This window comes from Niabella sp. ZPM-14 (assembly GCF_055693045.2).
Genome location: NZ_CM181148.1, coordinates 3121227 through 3144667, shown reverse-complemented (window position 1 = coordinate 3144667; position 23441 = coordinate 3121227). Strand labels below are relative to the sequence as shown.

General features: G+C 46.1%; 22 protein-coding genes. 11 read left to right on the top strand and 11 right to left on the bottom strand.

Annotated features, from left to right (window positions below):
- Positions 1 to 42: 42 nt before the first annotated feature.
- Together rpsI and rplM are read right to left on the bottom strand one after the other, a co-directional pair.
- Positions 43 to 432 (bottom strand): 30S ribosomal protein S9, encoded by a 390-nt coding sequence (gene rpsI / locus ACU37H_RS13345; RefSeq protein ID WP_472703625.1) that lies wholly within the window; start codon positions 430 to 432, stop codon positions 43 to 45.
- Positions 433 to 519: 87 nt separating this feature from the next.
- The gene (gene rplM / locus ACU37H_RS13340) at positions 520 to 963 is read right to left on the bottom strand and encodes a 50S ribosomal protein L13 (RefSeq protein WP_472703627.1); all 444 of its coding nucleotides are present in this window, start codon (positions 961 to 963) and stop codon (positions 520 to 522) included.
- Positions 964 to 1338: 375 nt separating this feature from the next.
- Between rplM and ACU37H_RS13335 the strand changes: the two genes are divergently transcribed.
- The gene (locus ACU37H_RS13335; RefSeq protein ID WP_472703629.1) at positions 1339 to 1773 is read left to right on the top strand and encodes a Uma2 family endonuclease; all 435 of its coding nucleotides are present in this window, start codon (positions 1339 to 1341) and stop codon (positions 1771 to 1773) included.
- A 29-nt stretch (positions 1774 to 1802) separates the two neighbouring features.
- Here ACU37H_RS13335 and ACU37H_RS13330 read toward each other — a convergent pair whose 3' ends face one another.
- Positions 1803 to 2516 (bottom strand): NUDIX hydrolase, encoded by a 714-nt coding sequence (locus ACU37H_RS13330; RefSeq protein ID WP_472703631.1) that lies wholly within the window; start codon positions 2514 to 2516, stop codon positions 1803 to 1805.
- Positions 2517 to 2711: 195 nt separating this feature from the next.
- Between ACU37H_RS13330 and ligA the strand changes: the two genes are divergently transcribed.
- Positions 2712 to 4811, top strand: a complete 2100-nt coding sequence (ligA, locus tag ACU37H_RS13325; RefSeq protein ID WP_472703633.1) for an NAD-dependent DNA ligase LigA — start codon at positions 2712 to 2714, stop codon at positions 4809 to 4811.
- Between the two features lie 11 nt (positions 4812 to 4822).
- On the opposite strand, the gene ACU37H_RS13320 is transcribed toward ligA, so the two are convergent.
- Entirely contained in the window at positions 4823 to 5290 is a 468-nt protein-coding gene (locus ACU37H_RS13320) for an Lrp/AsnC ligand binding domain-containing protein (RefSeq protein ID WP_472703635.1), read from the bottom strand.
- A 970-nt stretch (positions 5291 to 6260) separates the two neighbouring features.
- Between ACU37H_RS13320 and ACU37H_RS13315 the strand changes: the two genes are divergently transcribed.
- Entirely contained in the window at positions 6261 to 7190 is a 930-nt protein-coding gene (locus tag ACU37H_RS13315; RefSeq protein WP_472703637.1) for a DUF3078 domain-containing protein, read from the top strand.
- On the opposite strand, the gene ACU37H_RS13310 is transcribed toward ACU37H_RS13315, so the two are convergent.
- Entirely contained in the window at positions 7187 to 8311 is a 1125-nt protein-coding gene (locus ACU37H_RS13310) for a glycosyltransferase (RefSeq protein ID WP_472703638.1), read from the bottom strand. The genes ACU37H_RS13315 and ACU37H_RS13310 overlap by 4 nt on opposite strands.
- Before the next feature lie 89 nt (positions 8312 to 8400).
- On the opposite strand from ACU37H_RS13310, the gene ACU37H_RS13305 reads away from it, so the two are divergent.
- A complete protein-coding gene (locus ACU37H_RS13305) occupies positions 8401 to 8643 on the top strand; it encodes a hypothetical protein (protein ID WP_472703640.1) in 243 nt (80 codons plus the stop codon).
- A gap of 113 nt (positions 8644 to 8756) precedes the next feature.
- On the opposite strand, the gene ACU37H_RS13300 is transcribed toward ACU37H_RS13305, so the two are convergent.
- The 3 genes from ACU37H_RS13300 to ACU37H_RS13290 form a co-directional block, all read right to left on the bottom strand.
- The gene (locus tag ACU37H_RS13300; protein ID WP_472703642.1) at positions 8757 to 10304 is read right to left on the bottom strand and encodes an Rne/Rng family ribonuclease; all 1548 of its coding nucleotides are present in this window, start codon (positions 10302 to 10304) and stop codon (positions 8757 to 8759) included.
- 319 nt (positions 10305 to 10623) lie between these two features.
- Positions 10624 to 11508: a tetratricopeptide repeat protein gene (locus ACU37H_RS13295; protein WP_472703644.1), complete on the bottom strand. Its 885-nt coding sequence runs from the start codon at positions 11506 to 11508 to the stop codon at positions 10624 to 10626.
- A gap of 103 nt (positions 11509 to 11611) precedes the next feature.
- Entirely contained in the window at positions 11612 to 11935 is a 324-nt protein-coding gene (locus tag ACU37H_RS13290) for an HU family DNA-binding protein (RefSeq protein ID WP_472703645.1), read from the bottom strand.
- Between the two features lie 208 nt (positions 11936 to 12143).
- Between ACU37H_RS13290 and mutY the strand changes: the two genes are divergently transcribed.
- From mutY to ACU37H_RS13265, 5 genes are all read left to right on the top strand, one after another.
- The gene (gene mutY / locus ACU37H_RS13285; RefSeq protein WP_494407554.1) at positions 12144 to 13142 is read left to right on the top strand and encodes an A/G-specific adenine glycosylase; all 999 of its coding nucleotides are present in this window, start codon (positions 12144 to 12146) and stop codon (positions 13140 to 13142) included.
- A gap of 158 nt (positions 13143 to 13300) precedes the next feature.
- Positions 13301 to 13720, top strand: a complete 420-nt coding sequence (locus ACU37H_RS13280) for a single-stranded DNA-binding protein (protein WP_472703649.1) — start codon at positions 13301 to 13303, stop codon at positions 13718 to 13720.
- A 48-nt stretch (positions 13721 to 13768) separates the two neighbouring features.
- Positions 13769 to 15112, top strand: a complete 1344-nt coding sequence (gene gldE, locus ACU37H_RS13275) for a gliding motility-associated protein GldE (protein ID WP_472703651.1) — start codon at positions 13769 to 13771, stop codon at positions 15110 to 15112.
- 38 nt (positions 15113 to 15150) lie between these two features.
- Complete coding sequence (locus tag ACU37H_RS13270; protein WP_472703653.1) at positions 15151 to 15741, top strand: DUF3109 family protein; 591 nt, start codon at positions 15151 to 15153, stop codon at positions 15739 to 15741.
- 34 nt (positions 15742 to 15775) lie between these two features.
- Complete coding sequence (locus ACU37H_RS13265) at positions 15776 to 17149, top strand: LutB/LldF family L-lactate oxidation iron-sulfur protein (protein ID WP_472703655.1); 1374 nt, start codon at positions 15776 to 15778, stop codon at positions 17147 to 17149.
- A 94-nt stretch (positions 17150 to 17243) separates the two neighbouring features.
- Here the strand turns inward: ACU37H_RS13265 and ACU37H_RS13260 are convergent, their stop codons facing one another.
- On the bottom strand, positions 17244 to 19424 hold the full coding sequence (locus ACU37H_RS13260) for a S9 family peptidase (protein WP_472703657.1): 2181 nt from the start codon (positions 19422 to 19424) through the stop codon (positions 17244 to 17246).
- 189 nt (positions 19425 to 19613) lie between these two features.
- Here ACU37H_RS13260 and ACU37H_RS13255 point away from each other — a divergent pair, with 189 nt between their 5' ends.
- Positions 19614 to 20636 (top strand): LacI family DNA-binding transcriptional regulator, encoded by a 1023-nt coding sequence (locus tag ACU37H_RS13255; protein WP_472703658.1) that lies wholly within the window; start codon positions 19614 to 19616, stop codon positions 20634 to 20636.
- A 4-nt stretch (positions 20637 to 20640) separates the two neighbouring features.
- Here the strand turns inward: ACU37H_RS13255 and ACU37H_RS13250 are convergent, their stop codons facing one another.
- Complete coding sequence (locus tag ACU37H_RS13250) at positions 20641 to 21222, bottom strand: 5' nucleotidase, NT5C type (RefSeq protein WP_472703659.1); 582 nt, start codon at positions 21220 to 21222, stop codon at positions 20641 to 20643.
- A 402-nt stretch (positions 21223 to 21624) separates the two neighbouring features.
- Here ACU37H_RS13250 and ACU37H_RS13245 point away from each other — a divergent pair, with 402 nt between their 5' ends.
- Positions 21625 to 22815 (top strand): MFS transporter, encoded by a 1191-nt coding sequence (locus tag ACU37H_RS13245; RefSeq protein ID WP_472703661.1) that lies wholly within the window; start codon positions 21625 to 21627, stop codon positions 22813 to 22815.
- On the opposite strand, the gene ACU37H_RS13240 is transcribed toward ACU37H_RS13245, so the two are convergent.
- On the bottom strand, positions 22810 to 23202 hold the full coding sequence (locus ACU37H_RS13240; RefSeq protein WP_472703663.1) for an HIT family protein: 393 nt from the start codon (positions 23200 to 23202) through the stop codon (positions 22810 to 22812). The genes ACU37H_RS13245 and ACU37H_RS13240 overlap by 6 nt on opposite strands.
- Positions 23203 to 23441: the final 239 nt, after the last annotated feature.

The window sequence follows — 23441 nt, the reverse complement described above, 5'->3', positions numbered from 1 at the left end:
TGCTTAAGGATGCTAACCTTAAACTTTAAACATCTAAACAAATTAACGTTTAGAGAACTGGTAGCTTTTTCTCGCTTTTTTATGACCGAATTTCTTACGCTCAACAGAACGTGGATCACGCTTCAGCAAGCCGGCAGCTTTTAAAGCAGGGCGATACTCAGCATTCAGGTCTACCAATGCACGGGCAATACCCAGCATAGCAGCTTCCGCCTGGCCTTTAACACCACCACCCGCAGCATTGATCTTTACATCATATTTGTCTGCAGCTTCGATTGTTTTTAAAGGACGTTCTACCTGGTTTTGAAGATATACCAGGGAAAAGTAATTTTTATAGTCTTTATCGTTCACAGTGATAGTGCCGGTACCCTTGCTGATGAATATACGGGTAACTGCTTCTTTACGGCGACCAACTGCGTTTTTTTGTTTTTCCATTTATTGAAGATTTTAGTATTTAGAAGTTAGTATAAAGACTGGGTAAATGCGGTCTGAATACTGAATACTATATACTTTATACAGAATTTAAAATTTTAACTCCTTAGGTTGTTGTGCAGTATGAGGATGAGTACCGCCGGCGTATACAAAAAGTTTTTTGTACATCTTACGACCTAAACGGTTCTTAGGCAACATGCCTTTTACCGCTCTTTCGATAATCACTTCAGGACGGCGCTTTTGCAGATCGCTCGCCAGCTCTTCTTTACGTCCACCGGGATATCCGCTGAATGTATCGTACACTTTCTGGTCCATTTTGTTACCGCTCAGCTTAACTTTTTCGCAGTTGATAACGATGATGTAATCCCCGGTGTCTACGTGTGGAGTGTAAGACGCTTTGTTCTTACCGCGCAAAATAGCGGCAATACGGGAACACATACGACCTACGGTTTGATTAGTACCGTCCACAACGTACCAGTTACGCTGCACGGTAGCCTCGTTCGCATGCTTCGTGGTGAAATGTTGTTTGCTCATTTTAATTAATTCAATTTGTTATAAAAAAAACCGGGCTATCCCCCGGCCCAATCCGACACCTGTCAGAAAAGGAGTGCAAAAGTACACCCCTTCTTTCAACAAAAGTGCACGAACGGCAACTATTTTTTAAGACACCTTTGTAACTAATTCATTTTCAGTAAAAATTTTGACCTGTTAATTTTAACCGATAGACAGATGGCCGCATTTCTTATTATTTTTCGCGCACATCACCTGAAAATATTAAACCCATTATATATATATTTATGTGATGAGACGCAACCACTACAAACTGTTACCTTATTACACTTATGCCGATCGAGCTTTCTGGAAAGGCCATTGTGAGTTAATCGAAGGCTTACCCTACACGGAAATCCCATGCCGGGGCATCAGCGCGTGGCGGCTGAGTTAAGTACGGAGCTCATGTTAAGTCTTCGGAATTCTGACTGCATTAAATGCAATGTTTATCAACCGATAGACTATAAAATAAGCGATGACACCGTACTGATCCCTGATATATTGATCGTTTGCGGAGCCATCACGAAACCATTCCTTGATTTTCCACCGGCGCTGGTGGTTGAGATCCTTTCGCCTTCCACCGCTTTAAAAGACCGGAATACCAAATACCAGCTTTATGAACAGGAGAAGGTCCAGTACTACCTGATCGTAGATGCGGAAGCGGAAACCATCGACATCTATGAATTGAAAAATGGTCAGTATGAATTACGGTCCTTTTCAGACAACATCACTTTGACCCTGCAGGAGCATTGTTCCATTACCGTAAACCTGGGCGGTATTTTTTCCGGTCAGTAACTTTAATTGAAAAACAATAAAGCAGCGATCTATTTCGCTTTCTTTGAAGAAGCAGGTTGCTGCGCCTTTACCCGGAACTTATGCAGCTTGCCCGGGCGGTGCGTTACCCCTTCTTCCAGCTCTTCCAGCTCAGACAACCAATTTTTCAGCGCAATCTTCTTCCTGAAATTGCGCCGGTCGAGCGGCGTTCCCAGGATCGCCTCATACAGCTCCTGTAATGCGCGAAGCGAAAACTTTTCCGGCAAAAGGTTGTGAACCACAGGATATTCCATGATCTGCTCCTGCAGCATCTTCACGCAGGTATCCAGGATCTCTTTATGGTCAAAGGCCAGCTTTTTTATTTTTTGTACGGGATGCCAGTGCAGGTCGTTGGTATCAATATTTAATTTATGACTGTTGATGTGTACCAGCGAATAATAGGCGGTGCTCACCACGCGGCCGGAAGGGTGCCGGTTCACGCGTCCAAACGTGTGCACCTGCTGTAAAAAGACATCATCCAGCCCGGTACGCTCTTTCAACACCCGGTAAGGCGCAGCATCAAGATCCTCATCCGGTTTAACCAGGTCACCCAACAAAGAATGCAGCCCGGAAAACTCCTCAAAGTCAGATTGGATCAGCAGTACTTTCAGTTCTTTTTCTTCGTAACCAAAAATGACGCAATCCACCGACACCGCAATATTGAAGTATTCCGGATGACTGCTTTTTTCGGCAGCTGCGCTTTTTAAATTTGAATGTTGTACCATCTCAGTAAACGTGTGCTATATACACAAACGTAATGTATTTTTTTAAGGATGCAAACTGCCTGCCGAAAAGTTTTTACGCTGTTACAAAACGGGCAACCGCTCCATTAACACCCCGCAATAACACGTTTAAAGTTCAGACCGGAAGACCATTCCTGAAAGAAAAACTTTACTTTTAACGCGCCTTTATCGATCAATATGTACAGCAAAGAAAAAACCATCCAACTACAGGATAGCACGCAACAGTTTCTGAAAGAATCCGAAGACCTGGTCGCCCGCCGGGAACAACTCGAGGTATTAAAACAAGCATTGCGCTTTCATGAATACAGGTATTATGTGCTGAGCAATCCGTTGATAGCGGATGGGGAATATGACCAGCTGTTCAAGTTATTAGAAAGAACCGAAAACGCGCATCCGGACTGGATTACAAAAGATTCACCCACGCAACGCGTTGCCAAGGAACTTACCGGCAACTTCGTTACTGTTTCCCACCTGGTGCCGATGTTATCGCTTGATAACTCTTATAACGAAACAGATCTCAAGGACTTTGACCGGAAAGCGAAGCAGCTGTCCAAACTTGATACGCTTACCTATTGCGTAGAACCAAAGTTTGATGGGGGAAGCATCTCCCTGATCTATGAAAACGACTATCTGGTTCGCGGCGCTACGCGCGGAAACGGTGTCACCGGGGATGACGTGACAAGCAATGTGCGACAGATCCGTTCCCTGCCCCTTTCTGCCCGTTTCTCCGATTATGGCATACAGCAAATTGAGATCAGGGGCGAAGTGCTCATGAATAAGAATAATTTCAAGAAATACAACGACGCCCTGGTAGAAAAAGGTCTGGCGCCACTGGCCAACCCGAGGAATGCGGCAGCCGGTACCCTTCGTATCAAAGATCCGCAGGAGGTGAGAAGAAGGAACCTGGAAGCGTTTGTGTATCATATCAGCGATTACACGTTGATGCCTGGAAAAGAGATTCCGGAGGCCTTAACAACGCATGCCGGCTCTTTGCAGCTCCTATGGGACCTCGGCTTTAGAAGCCCCCTGAAAGAGATGCGTGTATTTGACGGCATTGACGCGGTGATTGATTACTGCCTGAAATTTGAAGAAGAAAGAGACAACCTGCCTTATGAAATTGACGGGATGGTGATCAAGGTCAACGACTTTGACCTGCATGAACAATTGGGCATGACCTCCCACCACCCGCGCTGGGCGATGGCTTTCAAATTCAAAGCCCGCCAGGGCACCAGCAAATTGCTGAACGTAGAATTCCAGGTTGGCCGCACGGGATCCATCACGCCCGTCGCCAAGATCGAACCCGTGTACATCGGCGGGGTGACGGTAAGCTCTATCTCCCTTTTTAATGAAGACGTGATCCGGGAAAAAGACCTGATGATTGGCGATACCGTGCTGGTGGAGCGAGCCGGCGATGTGATACCCTACATTGTAAAGCCGTTGTCCGAATTGCGCACCGGCGAAGAACAACAGATCAGGTTTCCCCAACAATGTCCGATCTGCGAAAGCAAGCTATTTAAAGAAGAAGGCGAAGCCGCCTGGCGCTGTGTGAACATCGAATGCCCGGCACAGGTAGTGGAGCGGATGATCCATTATGTGAGCAAAGATGCGCTGGATATAAGAGGCTTTGGAGAAGCGAACATTAAAAAGTTTTACGACCTGGGTCTGCTCAAAGATATCCCCGGCATTTATAAACTTGACTTTGATGCCATTGGCAAACTGGAAGGTTTTGGAGCCAGATCGATCGAGAAACTTCAAGAAGCGATCGAGCAAAGCAAAAAGCAACCCTTGCACCGGCTCATATTTGCCCTGGGCATACGCTTCGTCGGCGAGACGACCGCGAAAGTATTAGCACAAAAGGTAAGTCACCTGCTTGAATTGAAAGAACTGACCCTGGAAGACCTGCAGGCTTTGGAGGATATCGGCCCCAAAGTGGCCGGCAGTATCGTTCATTTCTTCAGCAATGCAGACAACATCAGCATGCTGAAAGAACTGGAGGACCTCGGAGTCGAAATGAAAAATAGTAAGAAACAAATGCATGGCGGCGGAGAGCTGGCAGATGTGACTTTCTTGTTTACCGGGACGTTACCTACATTAAAACGAAGTGAGGCAGAGGCGATGGCCGAAGCCAAAGGAGGTAAGATATTGAGCGGCGTCAGCGCAAAACTAAATTACCTGGTCGTTGGTGAAGATGCAGGCAGCAAGCTGGATAAGGCTAAGAAATTAAATACAGTTAAGATCATCACTGAGGCCGACTTCCTGAAAATGCTGGAGCCCTGATCAGCGCCGCCTTAGTCTAAAATGCGCACGCTTCGGGAAAAGCTTTCTTCGAGAGAAATGAGTGTTTCAGTTCTTTCAATCCCTTTGATCTTTTGAAGTTTTTCATGCAGGACCACTCTCAATTCGGAAATGTCTTTACACACGATCTCGGCAAACATGCTGTAATTACCCGTAGTGTAATTCAGCCTGACAATTTCTTTGATCTTGTGCAATTCTTTGGCTACAGAGTCGTAGAGAGAGCTTTCTTTAAGGTAAATGCCGATAAACGCAATGACATCATAACCCAGCAGCTTGAGATCCGGGTTCAGACGTGTTCCCTTCACAACACCGTCTTTTTGCAGCTTCTTAATCCGGACATGGATGGTGCCGCCCGATACAAATAATTTCTTCCCCAGATCGGCATACGATATCTCAGCATCATCCATCATATGCTCAATAATCTGCAAATCCAGGCGATCAAGATTTAATTTAGAATTCATATTTAAGCAGCTTAAATTTGATATAATCAAATGATAAACGCAATTTATTGAAAAATTACTATATTTTAAAAAAAATTATTAAAATATTTGGAACGAATAGCGCCTAATATTTACTTTTGTCTTAACAAAGCCTGCAACGCAGGTAAAGTTCTTAAAAATTGTGGGGTGATGAAACTTTTGGCAGACATGCCCTCTTGTCTCGAGGGTGAGGAGCACGGGATAAACACAGCATAGAGCCGACCGTCAGGCCGACCAGGATTGACCACTAACTTTGTGTTGCGGCTAACCGCCTCGTGGAGGTTCGACCCCTCCCCCTACAGCATTAAAAAGACCTTTTCGTTACAAGCGGAAAGGTTTTTTTGTTGATAAGGGTGGATCAACAACCTTCGTCTGGCTGCTACACCTGTACAGCATTGTGTTAAAGACCTTTTTTTGCCCGGAAATGTTCCATCAAAACTTATCTCATGCTCCACCTCCCCCCTGCGTTTTTCATCGGTGTTAGACCGCTTGCGCCTATCTCGTCAATCGCACCATCCCTGTACCACCGATCTCACATTCTTCCCGCTGCATAAGCATCGCCCAGCTAGCCAAATATAATTTTAATTTTAGAAACTCTCCCTTTTGCCCGTCGATTTTTATCGGTACACCGCCTGATGGCCGGCTTGCGACCGGTAGGTATTCATGTAAGTGACGAATCAAGGATGTCTTCCGACGGCCCTGCTTCGTAAAAAAAGCAGCAATACTGCTGATATAATTAAACTTTTTGTTTTCTTTGACCCGCTGTTCCCAGGAACACCAGGAATGCAAGTTGTTTTTCTTTGACAGAGCGGCTGAAATGAAATCTGCCGGGGCCTCTATTTCCAGCGTCCGGATACACACTAATTGAAACAAAGCCATTAATAAAAGAATCAAACCGGTCAGTATCCGAAACGAGTCGGATAAGCGCTGACCATTAAATCAAAATTTACGAATGAAAAAAATAATTGTAGCTGCCTTAGTACTTATCAGTTTGAAAGCCACTTCCCAGGATGAGATGGTAAGGGGCCTGAAAAAAGACGCAGAAAGAACCATCAAGAAAGACCCCTCCGATACCACGAATAAAACATGGAAAACAGGAGGATTTGTAGGACTGAACATTGCGCAAGGATCACTCAGCAACTGGGCCGCGGGGGGCGATAAATTTTCTTTGTCGGTCAACGGCAACCTGAGCGTTTACGCTTTTTATAAGAAAAACAGGCATAGCTGGGATAACACGTTAGATCTGAATCTGGGCTATATCAACACCACTTCCCTGGGAAGCAGGAAAAACGACGACCGGATTGACCTGGTTTCAAAATACGGCTATGCAATCAGCCCTAAGTGGAATGCAGGCGCTTTGTTCAATTTCCGGTCGCAGATGTTCAAAGGATATACATACGAAGATGACGGTGTGCGGAACCTGAGCTCAAATTTTCTGTCTCCGGCATACGTACTGCTGAGTCCCGGTTTTGAATGGAAACCCAATAAAGATTTTTCTGCTTTCGTGTCGCCCATTACCGTTCGCTGGACGATCGTTACCAACGATTCTTTATCCGCCGCAGGGGCCTACGGCGTTGAAATGGGCCAGCATGCCAAGACCGAGTTCGGCTCCTTTGCCTCGCTCAACTATTATAAAGAGATCAATAAAATGTTTTCTTACAAAAGCAAACTCGATCTATATTCCAACTACCTCGAAGAACCGAAAAACGTCGATCTGTTCTGGACCAATCTCATCAACATGAAGCTGACTAAATTCCTGACAGTAACGTACAGCCTGGACATGATCTATGACGACGATGCGCGATTATTCGGCCCGGAAAACACTTCCCCGGCGATGCAGATCAAGTCGATGCTCGGCGTGGGATTCCTGGTTAAATTCTAAAAAACCTTTTTATTGCAGTCGGTTAAAAACTGGTCAACAGCGGTTGACATCAGCTTCGCGTCAGTATCTATAAACCCGGTGTAGCTAAAGCCCTCGGCTTGTTTCAAGATCTGCGGTAGCTGAAACCGGTCCTGGCGGCAGGCGATGGCAAAGCCGCGCTGCATAAGGTATTGGGCCAGGTACTCCTGTTCTGTCTGCCCGGGCGTGGGCACCAAAACGGACTTTACGCCCACGACATTAATATCCATAACCGAGCTGTACCCGCTGCGGCAGATCACGTAGGCAGCCTCTTTTAGTAAGGCCTCCAGTTCTTCTTTTGGTAAATGATTATAAACGATCGCGTTAGCAACAACAGGCACCTCCGGATCAAGAGGTCGCCCGCGAACGATGATCACCGGCTGGCGCCAATCATGGACCTGCTCAAAAACACGCGCTTCGAAAATGCTTCTTTGCGGCTCCGGCCCGGAAAGCAACACGACGATCTTGTCGCCCTTCAGCTGTTTGATGCCCGGCGTCATCCTCGACAACGGACCGATATACCGGCAGGATAGGCCTGGCAGCACACTGGGGTGGGAAAGCGTTCCCGCAAGATTAGACGCTTCCTCAAAATCCGGTATCCAACAATGAGAGAAGCGGTTGATCTTCTGATAGTTCACCCTGCGCGCCAGCCAGTCACCCAGCCAACCCAAGCCGGTTTTTATCTGGAGCTGGTGGGTCATAAATACGCAAGGAACGGTTGGGTGGTACAAGCCAAAACGATTATCGCTGATGACCCCGTTAATGCCCTGTTCTTTGACCACACTCTTTAACCAACGGTTTTCGTTCCGGATCGCCGAGGCCAGGCGTGGCAGCTGGCGAAACAGTTTAGTCAAAAATCCCCTTCCCGAGCGGCTGTACTTTACATTGTAGCCTTCGAGGTGCAAAAACAAACATTGGGGAAATGCTTCCACTAAAATACGGCGCTGGACGGCGTTGCCCGCGAGGATCACAGTGGCACCTTTATTGATCAATTCATTAATGACCGGAAAACACCTGGTGGTGTGTCCCAGTCCCCAATCAAGCGGGGCTACCAGGATCTTCCATTTCCCGGCCGTTGGTACTGTGGCATTAGCTTCAATCAAAAAATTAGTATAAAATTGAACCTTTAAGAATAATTAATTGTAAAATAAAGTAAATTTACTAAAGCACACTTGTGCATTTGACTCTAAACATGAGCAAGTATCGAAGAGATATTATCCTGATCATTAAAGACGATGCCATTCAGCCGGAAGCGATTGATACCCGCGTGGAATGCATCAATGATATTGTTGCCTCCGTGGACAACCAGGAAGGATTTTGCCAGGCGCATGAATTGGTCACGCGACGCGGCATTACCTCGAAAAAAAACAAGATACTGGCTGCGGCAGAAAATGAACACCTGAAACCGTTCTGGTTTTTGCTGAATAAGAATTAAGAACAGCGGCATCAACACGCTGTATATTTCCCCCAAAAACAAAAAAAGCGCACAACGTTTGATTACGATAAACCAAACGTGGTACGCCTTTGCTGCCTGGTGGCTTAACAGGCTTAAAATTTTATTTCGTCATCATTCGCGTCGAAGAAATGATACTCGGTTAACTGGTAAGCGTTATCTTTTTCGAGACGCGTTTTCTGATTGAATTTTTTATTCCACTTCGCTATCTTGCTACTGAACCAAAGCCCCTTCGTGAGATAAGCATGCATGATGGGGTTCACCACCAATTTCAGGTTTTTATGCTTGTGCGTGATCAGGTAGCTGAGGTTCTTTTCGATCTCATCTTCCAACACCAGTGTGGAAGATATTTTCCCACTGCCATTACAGCTGGGGCATACTTCCTGGGTGTTGATGTTTACCTCGGGACGCATCCGCTGCCGGGTAATCTGCATCAGGCCGAATTTGGAAATGGGCAGCACAGAGTGCTTGGCGCGATCAGCCGTCATCACTTCTTCCATTTTATCGAACAGCTTTTTCTTATTATCAGAAAGCTTCATATCGATAAAGTCAACCACAATGATCCCGCCGATATCGCGGAGCCTCAACTGCCGGGCAATTTCTGCGGCGGCTTCCAGGTTGGTCTCCAGCGCATTCTGCTCCTGGTTGTTCCCCACATTCTTGTAGCCGCTGTTCACGTCGATCACGTGCAACGCTTCGGTGTGCTCGATGATCAGGTAAGCGCCGCTGTTGAGCGTGACGGTTTTCCCAAAAGACCCTTTTACCTGCTTGGTAATACCCAGCGTATCAAAAACATTTCCCTGCGCCTGGTTGACGATTTCAGCCTTTTCAGGTGCGATCTTCTGGATGTAGTTTTTGGTCTCGGTGTAAATATTTTTATCGTTCGTTACGATGCGGTTGTAGTCGGCACTCAGCAGGTCTCTTAAAATACTGTTGGTCTTGTTCTGTTCACTGAAGATCTTGGAAGGAGCGACCGCACCTCTTAGGTTTTGCTGTACCGTATTCCAGATGTTAACCAGGTTGCCCAGGTCTTCATAGAGTTCTGCCGTATTTTTTCCCTCCGCTGCGGTACGAACGATCACCCCGAAATTCTTCGGTTTTACCGCTTCAATAATTCTTTGCAGCCTTTTTCGCTCTTCAGAAGAATGGATCTTTTTTGAGACAGCTACGATATTATTAAAGGGAGTGATTACCACAAACCGGCCGGGGAGCGATAATTCACAACTTAGCCTGGGTCCTTTGGCCGCGATCGGTTCTTTTAGAATCTGAACGAGAACATGAGGTTTGCCACCCAGAACTTCGCCGATCTTTCCCGTTTTTACGATCTCTGGCTCTACCTGGAATTTTGAAAAATCGAGAGGTTTAGCTTCGGTGGCGGACATCGCCTGGTTGGTAAATTTGAGCAGCGACTTGGCGTAGGGGCTTAAATCGGTGTAGTGTAAAAATGCATCTTTTTCAAATCCTACGTCAATAAAGGCTGCATTGAGCCCCGGCATCAGCCGTTTGACTTTGCCGAGATACAGATCTCCCACGGCAAAGCGGGCATCGCTTTTTTCGCTATGCAACTCTACCAGTTTCTTGTCTTCCAACAAAGCAATTTCCACACCGGTAGGAGCGGCATTAATTACAATTTCTTTATTCATTACATACTGAACATGTGCTATGCCTTAAAAGTAAACCTAAATAACTTTATACGTTATTAATGCAGGCAAGAAGTATATGGCATTGAAGGCTGGAAATGCATATAACGATAAAGTATCCGAAAACGAATATAATTACATAAAACCCCGCAAATGAATCTACGGGGTTCTATGTAGAATATTTTAATAAAAAGAAAGGTTACTTCTTTTTATGGCGGTTTTTTCTCAGTCTTTTTTTGCGTTTGTGAGTTGCAATTTTATGACGTTTTCTTTTTTTACCACAAGGCATAGTTAAATAATTTAAATCTTGTTAATATAATAGTTAATTCTGCTTTTTTAAAGCACTAATTCTTTTTGTAAGCTCAGTCTTCATCTCCGCGTGCGAACCCGACATCGTTAATGCTTTCTGATAATATTGGATAGCAGTCTCCTTTTTACCTTGCTTCTCGTAAATATCCGCCAGTAACAAAGTAGCCTGCAGGTTATCCGGATCAATGCGCGTAACTGTTTCCAGGCGTTCCATTGCCTTCACGGTTTGTCCGCTCATCAGCGAGCCCATCGCCAGGGTCATTTGTGCATAAATGTTGGTACTGTCTTTAGCCACCACTTCGCGGATCTTCCCGATCCCTTCCATGGGGGCATTGGAAATACCTCCAAACATGTATGTCGCTCCCAGGCCGACCTTCGCCGAATCATTATCCGAATTTAACTTCAAAGATCTTTCGAACAAATCTTTTGCCTGCAGGGCCATCCACCTCACCATTTCATGATCTTCCACGTTCTGCAGGTTGTCCAAAAACAAATGGCCTGCAAAATTGAGGTTTTTTTCTGAATTTTCCAACCTTGCGCTTTCAGCTATGTACCAGGAATAGGGAATGAACGCCTTCCCTTTTTCCTTCCAGAATTGGGAAAGCTGGTGAAAAGCGTGCAACTTTTGTTCATTGTCGGTTGACTGACGCACAGCAGTTTCCATCTCCGTAACTTCGGTAGCCACCTCGGGGGATAACTTGCCCTTAGCCATAACCAAAGCGCTATCAATTGAAAACGAAGATGTTAAAAGAGGTGCGGCCGATGCCGGAGCATCGTGATCGTGTTGATCGCCCTCATGAGCAGCGTGCGCAGCACCGGGCTTTGTCTGGCCAAAGGCCAGTAAAACACAAAGCACCACTACCGCAATAGCAATAGTAAAATATTGAGGTTTCTTCACAATCAAAAAAGTTTGAACTGCAAAGGTAACCCCAATACCCTATAAATTGTTTAAAAATAAGTTGAGAAAAACTTAGCTGCAGCCAGTTAAGAGGGAGCATTTTTTAATCGTCCCCGTCTTCACCGGGTCCTGTGTCTGGTTTAGGCTCTTTTAATTTCTTTACTTCAATACTGAATTCCTTCGCTGGTTTAAATGCAGGAATGTAATGCTCAGGAATGTGCACTGCTACGTTTTTCTTGATATTCCGGCCTATTTTTGCAGCTCGCTTTTTCGTGATGAAGCTACCGAAGCCGCGGATATAAATATTCTCCCCCGAGGCCAACGTATCTTTGACTTCTTTGAACATGGTTTCGAGGGTAACTAATACATCGACTTTGGGAATACCCGTTTTGTCGGAAATCTTATTTACTAAGTCTGCCTTTCGCATAGATTTTAATGTTATTTTAACTAATAGAGTAAACTGTAAAACAGCAGATTATGCATCTTTCATTTTTCATACACAATTATTAATCCAATTTTTATACTCATTAAGAAATTATTAAAAACTGTTGGGCAATTTAACACATAAACCTCTGACATTCAATAATTTTTCAAAATTGCTGTTAAAATGGCATTATTCAGAGAATCATCGTCAGATGCCATGGAAGGGAGAACGGAATCCGTATAAGATCTGGCTGAGTGAGATTATACTTCAACAGACCCGGGTAGAGCAGGGACTGGCATATTATAACAACTTTATATCGGCATTTCCTACGATCAGCGATCTTGCGACAGCCGACGAAAAAAAGGTCTTTAAATTGTGGGAAGGCCTCGGCTATTATTCCCGTTGCCGCAACCTCATTGCCACGGCGCGCTATATCTATAATGAAGCAGGTGGTATTTTTCCTGAAACGTACGATGCCATCCTTCAACTGAAAGGAGTGGGCCCTTACACAGCGGCGGCTATTGCCTCCTTTGCATATGATCTGCCCCACGCGGTGGTGGATGGCAACGTATTCAGGGTCCTGTCGCGGGTCTTTGGTATAGCGGATGCTATCGATAGCACGAACGGGAAAAAACGGTTTACAGAGCTCGCGATGCAGGTGCTGGACAAAAAGGCTCCGGCGGCATACAACCAGGCTATCATGGATTTTGGTGCGACGGTCTGCAAGCCGGCCGCCCCTCTTTGCGATATTTGTGTATTCAAAAAATATTGCGTCGCGTTTTTAGAAAATAAAATTGCTGTTCTGCCGGTGAAAGAAAAAAAGATCAGGCAGCGGCAGCGGTATTTCCATTTTTTTGTGGTCACGCATCAGGGTCGGATTGCGGTGCGCGAGCGCACCGGAAAGGACATATGGCAACACCTGCATGAGTTTCCCATGATCGAAACGGAGACAGATGAGGCGGCAGACGTTGTATATTCAACGGCAATTCAGTCAGGCTGGATCCATCAGCCGGTTACCGGCACCGTTCGCAGCAGGAAGTACACTCAAAAGCTGACGCACCAGCAGATCCATGCATTTTTTATTGAAAGCACGGTTGCTGACCGTCCTTCATCGTTGGATCCATTCAGCTGGCTCAATACAGAAGAACTAGGGGCCACCTCTTTTCCAAAAATCATAAATGATTATTTATCCGACCGTTACACTCCCTAGACTTTCGTTGTTGCCATGCGATGCAAACACAGGCTCTTTCCTTCAAAGGCGATAAAAACCATCGTTTTTTTATTAATTTTTTCAATTAATTAAAAAAAATTAATTTTAGAGTACCAATCGCTTAATACATACTTACATAAGAAAAATTTATATTCAATATGAGAGGAGTTAACCGCGTTATGTTGATCGGCAACCTAGGTAAAGACCCCGAAGTGCAACAGTTGGAAGGCAATATTGCCGTGGCTAAATTTCCACTGGCAACCACCGAGACGTTTAAGGACAGATCGGGCAAACTGGTTTCCCAGACCGAATGGCATACGGTCGTTCTCTGGAGAGGCCTGGCGGATCTGGCGCAAAAATTTCTTCACAAATCAAGCCTGGTGTATATTGAGGGCAGACTGCGCACGCGTAGCTGGGAAGACAAGGATGGCGTTAAAAAATACATCACAGAAGTGGTGGGCGAAAATCTGATCATGCTGGATAAAAAAGTGGACGGGCTGGCCCATGACCACGACGAACAAGGACCCGGAGAGCGGCCCTCAGAAGAGAATGAAGAAACAGGAAACATCAATTATTAAGCGTTGGAAATACCTGTCACATAGCGTAAATAACTAATCGATACTGTTTTGTATACACCCTTAATAACTACTTTACTTTTTGACCGCCTGCTGCAGATCGAACTGCAGGCTAATGCCCAAAGCAGCACCGTGTTGGTGGTGGTATTGTTACTGCTGGTTTTTTTGTCCTTTTCGATTTCGGGCTCACAGGCAGCCGTCTTTTCGCTGCATGAAAAAGACATTGATATCTTAAAAACCAAACAGCAGCCCGCCGCCAGGCGCATTATCGATCTCCTGGATGAGCCCAAGGAAGTGTATGCCACGATGATCATTTCTAAAACAGTACTGAACATCTGTCTTATCATTCTTACGAACTACCTGATCAATCAATATACCCCGCCGGAATACCTGCATAGCGGATATTCGATCGCCGTTAAGTGGCTGTTGATCGCCTTGCTGATCATATTTCCGCTGGAGATCTTTCCGCGTGTATGGGCGAGACAAAATAGCCTGCGCTTTGCTTACGAGTGGCCGGTATTGCTCTTTATTGTCGAGATCCTTCACTATCTGCTGAGGCGGATCAGTAAAGGGATTGTTGCTGTCGCGGACGGATTGGGAAAAACATTGGGCACCGACAATGCCGAGGCCAACAGCCTGCAGGAGTTTGACGAAGCGATCGACGTACAGACAGACGAAGAAGCTTCGCCCGAAGAAAAGAACATCATGAAGAGCATCGTGAAATTCGGGAAGATCTCTGTCAAAAAAGTGATGCGCAGCCGCCTTTATGTAAGCGCGATCGAATACAATACCAGCTTCAGCGATCTGGTCGGCAAGATCAAAGAATTGCAGTACTCCAGGCTCCCTGTGTATAAAGGCGATCTGGATGAGATTGAGGGCATTTTGAATACAAAGGACCTGATCCCTCATTTATACGAAGAAGACTTTGACTGGCATGCCGTCATCCGGCCTCCCTACTTTGTACCGGACTCAAAATTGATTGAAGATCTTTTACTGGAGTTCCAGAAGAAGCGCATGCATTTTGCCATCGTGGTAGACGAGTTTGGCGGAACAAGCGGTATCATCACAATGGAAGACATCCAGGAAGAAGTGATCGGAGATATCAAAGACGAGTTTGATGAGGATGAGATCAACAACAAGAAGGTCGACGATAACACTTATATATTTGAGGGTAGCACCATGCTGCGGGATGTATGTAAGGCCATGCAGCTCCCTGTCGATACCTTCGAAGAAGTGCGCGGTGATAATGAATCACTTGGGGGACTGATCAATGAAATATCCGGCGAATTACCCAACGAAGGCAGCGTTGTCAGCACCGGTGACTTTGAATTTACCGTGCTCGAAGTGGAACGCAACCGTGTCAAAAAAGCCCAGATCGTAATTAAGCCCAAGTAATAGGAACAACCTGAGCCCTGCTGCATTACTTTTGCATCATGATTATAATCGAAAACAAGATAATTAGCGACGACATCGCAGAGGCGCAGTTTGTGTGTGATCTGACCAAGTGCAAAGGAGGATGTTGCGAAGAGGGAGACGCAGGAGCGCCATTGAGCAAGGCGGAGCTGAAAGAAGTGGACCGGTATTACGAGGTGGTGAAACCTTACATGACAAAGGACGCCATTGAAGAGGTCGAAAAAAAAGGAAGATATCAATACGACGAAGAATTTGGTTGGGTGACGCCTACCCTTCCCAGCGATAATGAAATCTGCGTATATGCCTACCGCGAAAAAGATGGTCTCATCAAATGCGCTTTCGAACAGGCTTACAACGACGGGAAGATCAAATGGAAAAAACCGATCAGTTGCCACCTGTATCCTATTATCGCCTATCCCGGCAAACATGGCGATTATGAAAGACTCAATTATGAACCCCGCAAGAAACTATGTAGCCCGGCCTGCTCTCTCGGCGAAAAACTAAAGGTCCCGGTTTACCAGTTTTTAAAAGAACCCCTGGTGAGAAAATACGGAGAGGAATTTTATGAAGTGCTCGAGCAAGCGGTAGCTGCGCATCAGCACGAATCCTGATCTGCTTATTTTTCCAGCCATCCTTGATTTATATATGTCTAATACTTCTGTAGCCTTTAATAAAAAAAGCAAAGAAAAAGCGGCCGACCGCGACCACCGGCAGGTGATCAATTTTAACATCGGTCGGTATAATGCCACGGTGCCCCTGGGTAAACAGCAATTTGCGGATCTGGCCCTGGCAAGGGAGCGGGCGAAAAACCTGAAATGGAAATCCATTGAAACCCTCGATCAGCAACTCGAACAATTTGAGGCCCAGGTAACGGCAAGAGGCGCCAAAGTCATCTGGTGTGAGGATGCAAAGCAGGCCACAGACGCCGTCATCGCTATCTGCCAGGAGAAGAACTGCTCAACGGTGGTAAAAAGCAAGAGCATGGTGACGGAGGAGATCCACCTCAATAAACACCTGGAAGCACAAGGCATCGAAAGCATCGAAACAGATCTGGGCGAATACATCCAGCAGCTGGACGGCGAAACGCCGTATCACATTGTAACGCCGGCGATGCACAAAAGCAAGGACGATATCGCGCGGCTCTTTGCCGACAAGCTGGGTACAGATCCTGCCCTGAGCGCAGAACAATTGACCCTGATAGCGCGTGATAAGCTGAGGCAAAAATACACAGAGGCTGAAGTGGGCGTCACGGGTGCTAACTTTATCATCAGCGACATAGGCGGCATCGCTATCACCGAGAACGAAGGTAATGCACGGCTCAGTTGCTCGATGCCTAAAACCCATATTGTTATCGCCGGCATTGAAAAGGTCATCCCCTCTATGGCAGACCTGGCGCTGTTTTGGCCTTTGCTCGCCACTTTCGGAACAGGGCAACGGGTGACCTCTTACAGCACCATCGTTACAGGGCCCCGCCAGGCGGGCGAAACGGACGGACCGGAGGAAATGTATGTGATCCTGCTCGATAACGGCCGCACCAACATGCTGGCTAATGAGAAAACACGGGAAGCATTGTATTGTATCCGATGCGGCGCTTGCCTCAATGCCTGCCCTGTCTATAAAAATATTGGCGGCCACACGTATGACACCACCTACAGCGGGCCGATCGGATCAGTGATCACACCGCATCTGAAACCGATGAAGGAATGGAAACACTTAAGCCATGCGTCTTCTTTGTGCGGCAACTGCACGGAAGTCTGCGCAGTCCGCATCAACCTGCATGAACTTTTACTGGAGAACAGGCATGAGGCTCAGGAGAAGGGCTATGCCCCATTCGTGGAGCATGTGGCCTGGAAAATGTGGAAGACCGCTATGCTCAAAAGAAAGTGGATGAATGTAAGCAATGGTAAAGTGAAGACGCAATTCATCAACAGTATAGCAGGCGCCTGGACGAAGGATCGAAGCAAACTGGCGTTTCCAAAGAAGTCGTTTAACGAACTTTGGGCGGAAAGGCGGAAGTGATAAGACTTTAATTACAGAATTGGATCATATCAAAGGGCGGGTAAAAACATTGATAGTTTTACCCGCCCTTTTACTTGTTATTTTCTACTTGCCTTTACCTTCCGCCCGGCGGACAGTATTGTCTCAGATAGTTCGTATACAATGTCTGTAGATGTGCCGTTGTACCTTCTCCTTCCGAAATGCTATGTGAACGGTTGGGATAGCTCATCAATTGGAACTGCTTGTTGTATTTGATCAGTTCATTGATCAACATATCCGCGTTGTTATAATGCACATTGTCATCGCCCGTCCCGTGTATATACAAAAGATTTCCCTTGAGATTTTTAGCATGCGTAACCGGAGACCCTTGTACATAGGGCGTTTCATCCTGCTGAGGAATGCCTGAATAACGCTCCTGGTAAATATTGTCATAGGTGCGCTGATTGCCCACTGCCGCTACAGCAATGCCTGTTTTATAGATCTCCGGAAACTGGAACATCAGGTTCAACGTGGTAGAACCGCCACCGCTCCAGCCCCACACAGCCACGCGGTCTGCATCAAGATAGGGGCGCTTCAGCAGCTCTTTCGCGGCCATGGCCTGGTCGTGGATGTTCAGGATACCGATATTTTTATACAATGACTTACGCCACGCTCTTCCTTTGGGAACCGGCGTTCCGCGGCTATCTATCGAAACATAGATATATCCGTCTTTTGCCATGTCACCTGCATACAAAAAGTTGCGGCCCGCTCCATAGCTGTCTTTAACCGTCTGTCCCCAGGGCTCTGTATACACATAAAAAACCACCGGGTATTTCTTTGTGCTGTCAAACGCATGAGGCTTTGACATCCATGCATCCATTTCTACTCCGTCGCTTGTGGTGATCTTGATAAACTCCACATTCGATTTGGATTTATCGGCAGCAGCGACTGCCACATCCACCTGCGAAGTCCCGATAGCCTGGTGTGCAGGCAGCGAAATCCAATCCATTGAAGGACGGGTGTAATAATTTGAAAAACTATGAATGGCATATTTTGCTGTTGGCGAAAGCTGATAACTGTTGGTACCTTTATATTTTTCAGGAGTTAAAAGCTCCAAACTGCCGCTGCCATTGAGTTTGGTGCGATACAAATATTTCTGAGTGGCGTTTTCAGGAGACGCGTGAAAATAAACATACCCGCCTTTTTCGTCAACCGCCGCAATGTCCATTACATCGTATGCTCCTTTTGTGATCAGCGTTTGTTTCTTACCATCGCGGCTGATCCGGTACAGGTGCCGCCATCCGTCTTTCTCGGAAGGCCATAGAAATTCCTTACCGCCATTCAGCCAGTCCCAGCCCCCATTGGCATAATCTTCATCCCACAAGGGTAAAATATCTAACCAGGCGCTATCCTGTTCTTTCAAGATGGATTGAGATGCCCCTGTTTTTGTCTGGCACAACATCAGGCTGCTTTCATTCTGCCGCCTGTTCAAATGTTGCACAATGAGTTCATCGTTGTTAGCAGCCCATTCCATGCGCGGCGCATAAGAGCCCCAAACCGCATCGTCAGGGATGTTCATCCATTTTGTGGAAGCATCCGACAGTTGCACCACACCGATCTTAAAAACAGAAGGCTTCTCTCCTGCCACCGGGTATTCAATAGGGATCAATGCGGGATAAATAGAGTCTGTATTGTTGACCATATTGTATACCTTGGTATCGCCGGTGATAATTTTCCAGTAAGCGATTTGCCTGCTGTCCGGCGACCATCTGAATCCGTCGCGACAGAAAAACTCTTCCTCATAAGCCCAATCGAACGTGCCATTGATATTTTTACGGTCGCCATCGGTTGTTAACGCTTTCACCGTTCCGGTGGCCAGATCTTCAACGTATAAATTATAGTCACTTACATAGGCCACTTTAGTATAGTCGGGCGACAACTTTGCAAACATCAACGAGGCCTCCGGTCTGCCTTTGCCCAACTGTTGCAACTTGCCCGTTCCGACATCATACACCCAATAGTCGCCACGGGTGTCCTGTCGCCATACCTTGCGCGTGTTATTATAGATCAATATTTTGGACTCGTTATCACTGATCGTAAAACTCCTGATCTCAATCGGTGCGGCTCTGCCGGCAGGCGTCAACTTTGCCTTGTCAGCCAACACTTTTTTGTCCTTACCAGGAAGTGTGTAACGTACAACAGCACCTTCCTCCACCGCGTAGTAAGCAGCGCCATCAGCCGACCAGTTGACGGACTGCGCGATACCAGTTGAAAGACAGATCAGTGATAAGCAAAAGCAAAAAATTCTTTTTAGCATCTGAATAGTTTTTAGTGAAGCGTTCAACGAAAGTACATCTTGAGAAAGAAATTGTAGCACCAAATTGATGAGCGGTGTTTAAAAAGCAGGTTAGCACCTTTGCGGAAAGCAGTCTTATTGATACTTGCCAGGATCACAACATCCGTAATCAGGTCACGACCTTTACAGTATTAGTTTATTTTTGTTGATATGCAGAAAAAGCCCGGAAAAGTTTCTTTAAAAGATATTGCCCGCGAAGTGGGTGTATCCGTTGCATTGGTTTCGTATGTGTTGAACAACAGGTTCATCAACCGGATCAATAAAGACGTTGCGGAGCGGATCAGGAAAACTGCAGCGCGATTACAATATCGCCCCAACCAGATTGCAAAAAGCTTAAAGACCAACAAAACCAACACAATCGGCTTGATCGTGGCCGACATATCGAATCCCTTTTCGAGCACCCTGGCACGGATCATAGAAGACGAGTGGGCAAAGCATGGCTATACGGTGCTCTTCGGAAGTTCGGATGAAGACCTGTCCAAATTTGAACAATTGGTCAACACCTTTCTAAACAGACAGGTCGATGGATTGATCTTACTGCCGCCCGAAGGTGCCGAGGATACCATCATTCAATTAAAAAAATCGAAGTTTCCTTTTGTGATCGTGGACCGGTACTTTCCGGATATCGAAACGCATTGTGTGCATGTAGACAACTTCCAGGCCTCTTATGATGCAGTGAAGCTGTTCATTGAAAACGGCAGGAAGAAGATCGGGTTGATCAATTATAAGACTCGACTTCACCACCTGAACGACCGGACAAAAGGATATAGCAAGGCGCTTAAAGACTACAAGATCCCAACATCCGCCAGTCTTGTAAAAAAAGTTGGACTGAACCACGATGCAGAAGAAATCACCAAAGCCATAGCCACTTTACTGGGTTCGCTTGCTGTCGACGCCATTTTCTTTGCCTCGAACCGTATTGCCGTTCATGCACTGCAATATATACAGCAAAAGAACATCAATATTCCTAAGGATATCCAGCTGATCGGATTCGATGAAAGCGAAGTATTTGATTTTGTACAGCCCCAGCTTTCCTTTGTAAAGCAACCCATGTGCGAACTGGGTCAGACGGCCACTCGACTGTTGATGGATCGCCTCGAACGAAATATACCGGAACAATTACGGCTGGTGCCCGCCGAACTTATTGCTCGCGGGTCAACCGCCCCTAACTGATCACTTACGCATACTTACTGATAGCAGGCGAAAAATCAGCCGGGGCGCTGTGTTCCGCGTGCATTTGCGGGTTGAGCAGCAAATGCTCGATCTCCTTCCATCCGCGGACGCGCTTATGTCGTCCCTCACTGGCCAGTTCATTGTGGGGCTGGGTGAACAGGATCGTGCGCCCCTTAAATCCGTCGAGATTTTTAAAATGATCGTCGATCATCACATCGGCGTGAATGATCGTTTTAAAACCGCAGAAAACCATTTGCTGCCAGTGGATGAATGGGAAATGCTCATTTAACCAGGCCTGCTTTTCGGTCAGCGACTGGGGGAACTCCGTAGCGGCAGAAACAATAAACACTTCGAACTGCTCATTCAGTTTGTAAAGTACTTCTTGGCTATCGGGTATCACCGGCATATCCCTGAAGAATCCGGGTTGATATAAATACGTTCTTGCACGTTCAAAAGCTTCGCCTTCAGGTTTACCAAGACCATCCTGGAGGGTCTTCCTGATGCCGGTTTCGGCATATTCATACCTGATAAATTGTTCAAAACAATTGGCGAGTACGCCATCCATGTCGACTGCTATTCTCTTCATTGTAGTAGCTTTTATATGAAATAATCGACCAAAACTTTTATAAAGAATGCACCTCTTAGTTCTACGCAGTTCACATTCCATTACTTCGTCTTTGTCGTATGATACCGGTTGCTGTCAACAATAATGGGTTGAGCTGGCAGCTCCGGGTTGTCTATGATCCTGAACTTTCTGAAAACACTTTTGTTCTATGACACCAGGTCGGAAGGAAGGTTTAGTTCGAGCCTGATCCGCCGGTTCAGGAAATTGAAAGACAAAATTAGATCATTTGTTTAAACGATTAAACAAATTTGACTACTTTTGTGTATCCATAACACAATATTAACGTGTTAATTGATCATAAACAAGAGAAAGGCAGCCCAAAGGCCCATTCGCTACTAAGCCGCCCCATTAATATTATCCATAATGAATAAACAATTATTCTCCCTGGCGTTAGGGGGATTGGCAATAGGTACTACAGAATTTATCATCATGGGATTGATGCAGGATGTTGCGGCATCCCTGCAGGTGAGTATCCCCGAAGCAGGATATCTTATTTCTGCTTATGCGATCGGCGTTATCGTGGGTGCGCCTTTATTGGTAGCAGCTTCGGTGAAATACAGCCCCAAGAAAGTGCTGATCGCTTTGATGGGACTGTTTACCTTTTTCAATGCCTTTTCGGCTTTTGCTCCTGACTATTACACCTTATTGATCTCCCGTTTCTTTTCGGGTTTGCCTCATGGTGCTTTTTTTGGAATCGGTGCAGTAGTGGCTTCACGGCTTGCCAGGGAAGGCAAACAGGCACAGGCGATATCCATGATGTTTGCCGGACTGACGATTGCCAACGTGGTGATGGTACCATTGGTAACTTACCTGGGTCACGAGTTTAGCTGGCGCTGGGCTTTTGTCATTGTCGCTTTTATCGGCCTGCTGACGGCCTTCTCGATCAAGCTCTGGTTACCTCCCGTTCATTTGAACGCAGGAACGAGCATCAAAGATGAACTTCAATTTTTTAAGACGCCTAAAGCCTGGCTGATCATCTTTATCACAGCGATCGGCTTTGGCGGATTGTTTGCCTGGTTCAGTTATATATCGCCTTTGATGACCCATGTATCCGGCTTTTCGACGCAATCGGTGTCGTACATGATGCTGATCGCAGGGGCAGGCATGGTAGTTGGTAATTTTATCGGAGGTATTATGGCAGACAAGATGAAACCCGAGAAGGCAGCTGCCATTTTATTTATCTCGCTGGTGGCAGCATTGATCGCGGTCTTTTTCTTTTCCGAAAACCAGGCACTGTCGGTATCGCTGACCTTTATCTGCGGCCTGTTGGCCATGGCTGTGGGATCGCCCATTAACATCCTGATGATCCGCTCGGCGGAAAAATCTGCCATGATGGGAGCAGCTTTTATGCAGGCGGCTTTCAACATGGCCAATTCGGTAGGCGCTTACCTGGGTGGATTGCCTATGACTTTTGGCTTAGGCTATCAATATCCTGCGTTCGTGGGTGCAATCATGGCCTTTATCGGCTTCCTGCTGAGCATCACCTTCATGATCAGGTATGGAAAGGCTGCGTCAAAACCAGATCAGCTGGCGCTTCATGAATGCCGGTCATAATAAATGGCTAAGTATTAATTGTTGCGTTTCTTTCATCTCCGCTTCATCCATTTTTAATTTGGGCTGCAAGAAGTTGAGGTCATTGGCATCGTTGATCGGGATTAGATGTACGTGTGCGTGAGGTACTTCTATGCCCACCACACTTACGCCACAACGGTTACAGTCAAAAGACTTTTCTATTGCCTTTGCGATAGGTCTGGCAAACACCAGCAGTTGGGAAAGATAATCGTCCGGAACGTCGAATAACTTGTCTACTTCAATTTTGGGCACAACCAATACATGGCCTTTCCTTAGCGGCATGATATCAAGAAATGCAATGAACTGATCGTTCTCTGCAATTTTATAGGAAGGTATATCTCCTGCAATAATCTTTGAAAATATAGTCATGAGCTGTATTATTAATCTAAGGTTCGTAAAGTACCAGATCAAGCTCCTCAATGGTCTTGAACTGCTTATCCGCCGTAATAAGCGGTATTTTTTGGACATGATGCAGTTGCTGAGATGATGCAATCAGGGAGCTTAAGATGCGTTTCTCTTTTATGCTGCGTTTTATTGTTCGAGTAGGATCCATTCAAAGTTAACCAAAGTATCTCTAAACAAATCGCTTCAAACTTTCGAGGTTATCA

Bases quoted from the DNA above. Each gene is read 5' to 3' on its own strand.
- ACU37H_RS13245 (WP_472703661.1), top strand. From the start codon at position 21,625: ATGAATAAACAATTATTCTCCCTGGCGTTAGGGGGATTGGCAATAGGT.
- ACU37H_RS13250 (WP_472703659.1), bottom strand. From the start codon at position 21,222: ATGAAGAGAATAGCAGTCGACATGGATGGCGTACTCGCCAATTGTTTT.
- ACU37H_RS13330 (WP_472703631.1), bottom strand. From the start codon at position 2,516: ATGGTACAACATTCAAATTTAAAAAGCGCAGCTGCCGAAAAAAGCAGT.
- ligA (WP_472703633.1), top strand. From the start codon at position 2,712: ATGTACAGCAAAGAAAAAACCATCCAACTACAGGATAGCACGCAACAG.
- ACU37H_RS13315 (WP_472703637.1), top strand. From the start codon at position 6,261: ATGAAAAAAATAATTGTAGCTGCCTTAGTACTTATCAGTTTGAAAGCC.
- ACU37H_RS13260 (WP_472703657.1), bottom strand. From the start codon at position 19,424: ATGCTAAAAAGAATTTTTTGCTTTTGCTTATCACTGATCTGTCTTTCA.
- mutY (WP_494407554.1), top strand. From the start codon at position 12,144: ATGCCATGGAAGGGAGAACGGAATCCGTATAAGATCTGGCTGAGTGAG.
- rpsI (WP_472703625.1), bottom strand. From the start codon at position 432: ATGGAAAAACAAAAAAACGCAGTTGGTCGCCGTAAAGAAGCAGTTACC.
- ACU37H_RS13300 (WP_472703642.1), bottom strand. From the start codon at position 10,304: ATGAATAAAGAAATTGTAATTAATGCCGCTCCTACCGGTGTGGAAATT.
- ACU37H_RS13305 (WP_472703640.1), top strand. From the start codon at position 8,401: ATGAGCAAGTATCGAAGAGATATTATCCTGATCATTAAAGACGATGCC.
- rplM (WP_472703627.1), bottom strand. From the start codon at position 963: ATGAGCAAACAACATTTCACCACGAAGCATGCGAACGAGGCTACCGTG.
- ACU37H_RS13280 (WP_472703649.1), top strand. From the start codon at position 13,301: ATGAGAGGAGTTAACCGCGTTATGTTGATCGGCAACCTAGGTAAAGAC.
- ACU37H_RS13270 (WP_472703653.1), top strand. From the start codon at position 15,151: ATGATTATAATCGAAAACAAGATAATTAGCGACGACATCGCAGAGGCG.
- ACU37H_RS13320 (WP_472703635.1), bottom strand. From the start codon at position 5,290: ATGAATTCTAAATTAAATCTTGATCGCCTGGATTTGCAGATTATTGAG.
- ACU37H_RS13240 (WP_472703663.1), bottom strand. From the start codon at position 23,202: ATGACTATATTTTCAAAGATTATTGCAGGAGATATACCTTCCTATAAA.
- ACU37H_RS13255 (WP_472703658.1), top strand. From the start codon at position 19,614: ATGCAGAAAAAGCCCGGAAAAGTTTCTTTAAAAGATATTGCCCGCGAA.
- ACU37H_RS13335 (WP_472703629.1), top strand. From the start codon at position 1,339: ATGCCGGGGCATCAGCGCGTGGCGGCTGAGTTAAGTACGGAGCTCATG.
- ACU37H_RS13265 (WP_472703655.1), top strand. From the start codon at position 15,776: ATGTCTAATACTTCTGTAGCCTTTAATAAAAAAAGCAAAGAAAAAGCG.
- ACU37H_RS13290 (WP_472703645.1), bottom strand. From the start codon at position 11,935: ATGCGAAAGGCAGACTTAGTAAATAAGATTTCCGACAAAACGGGTATT.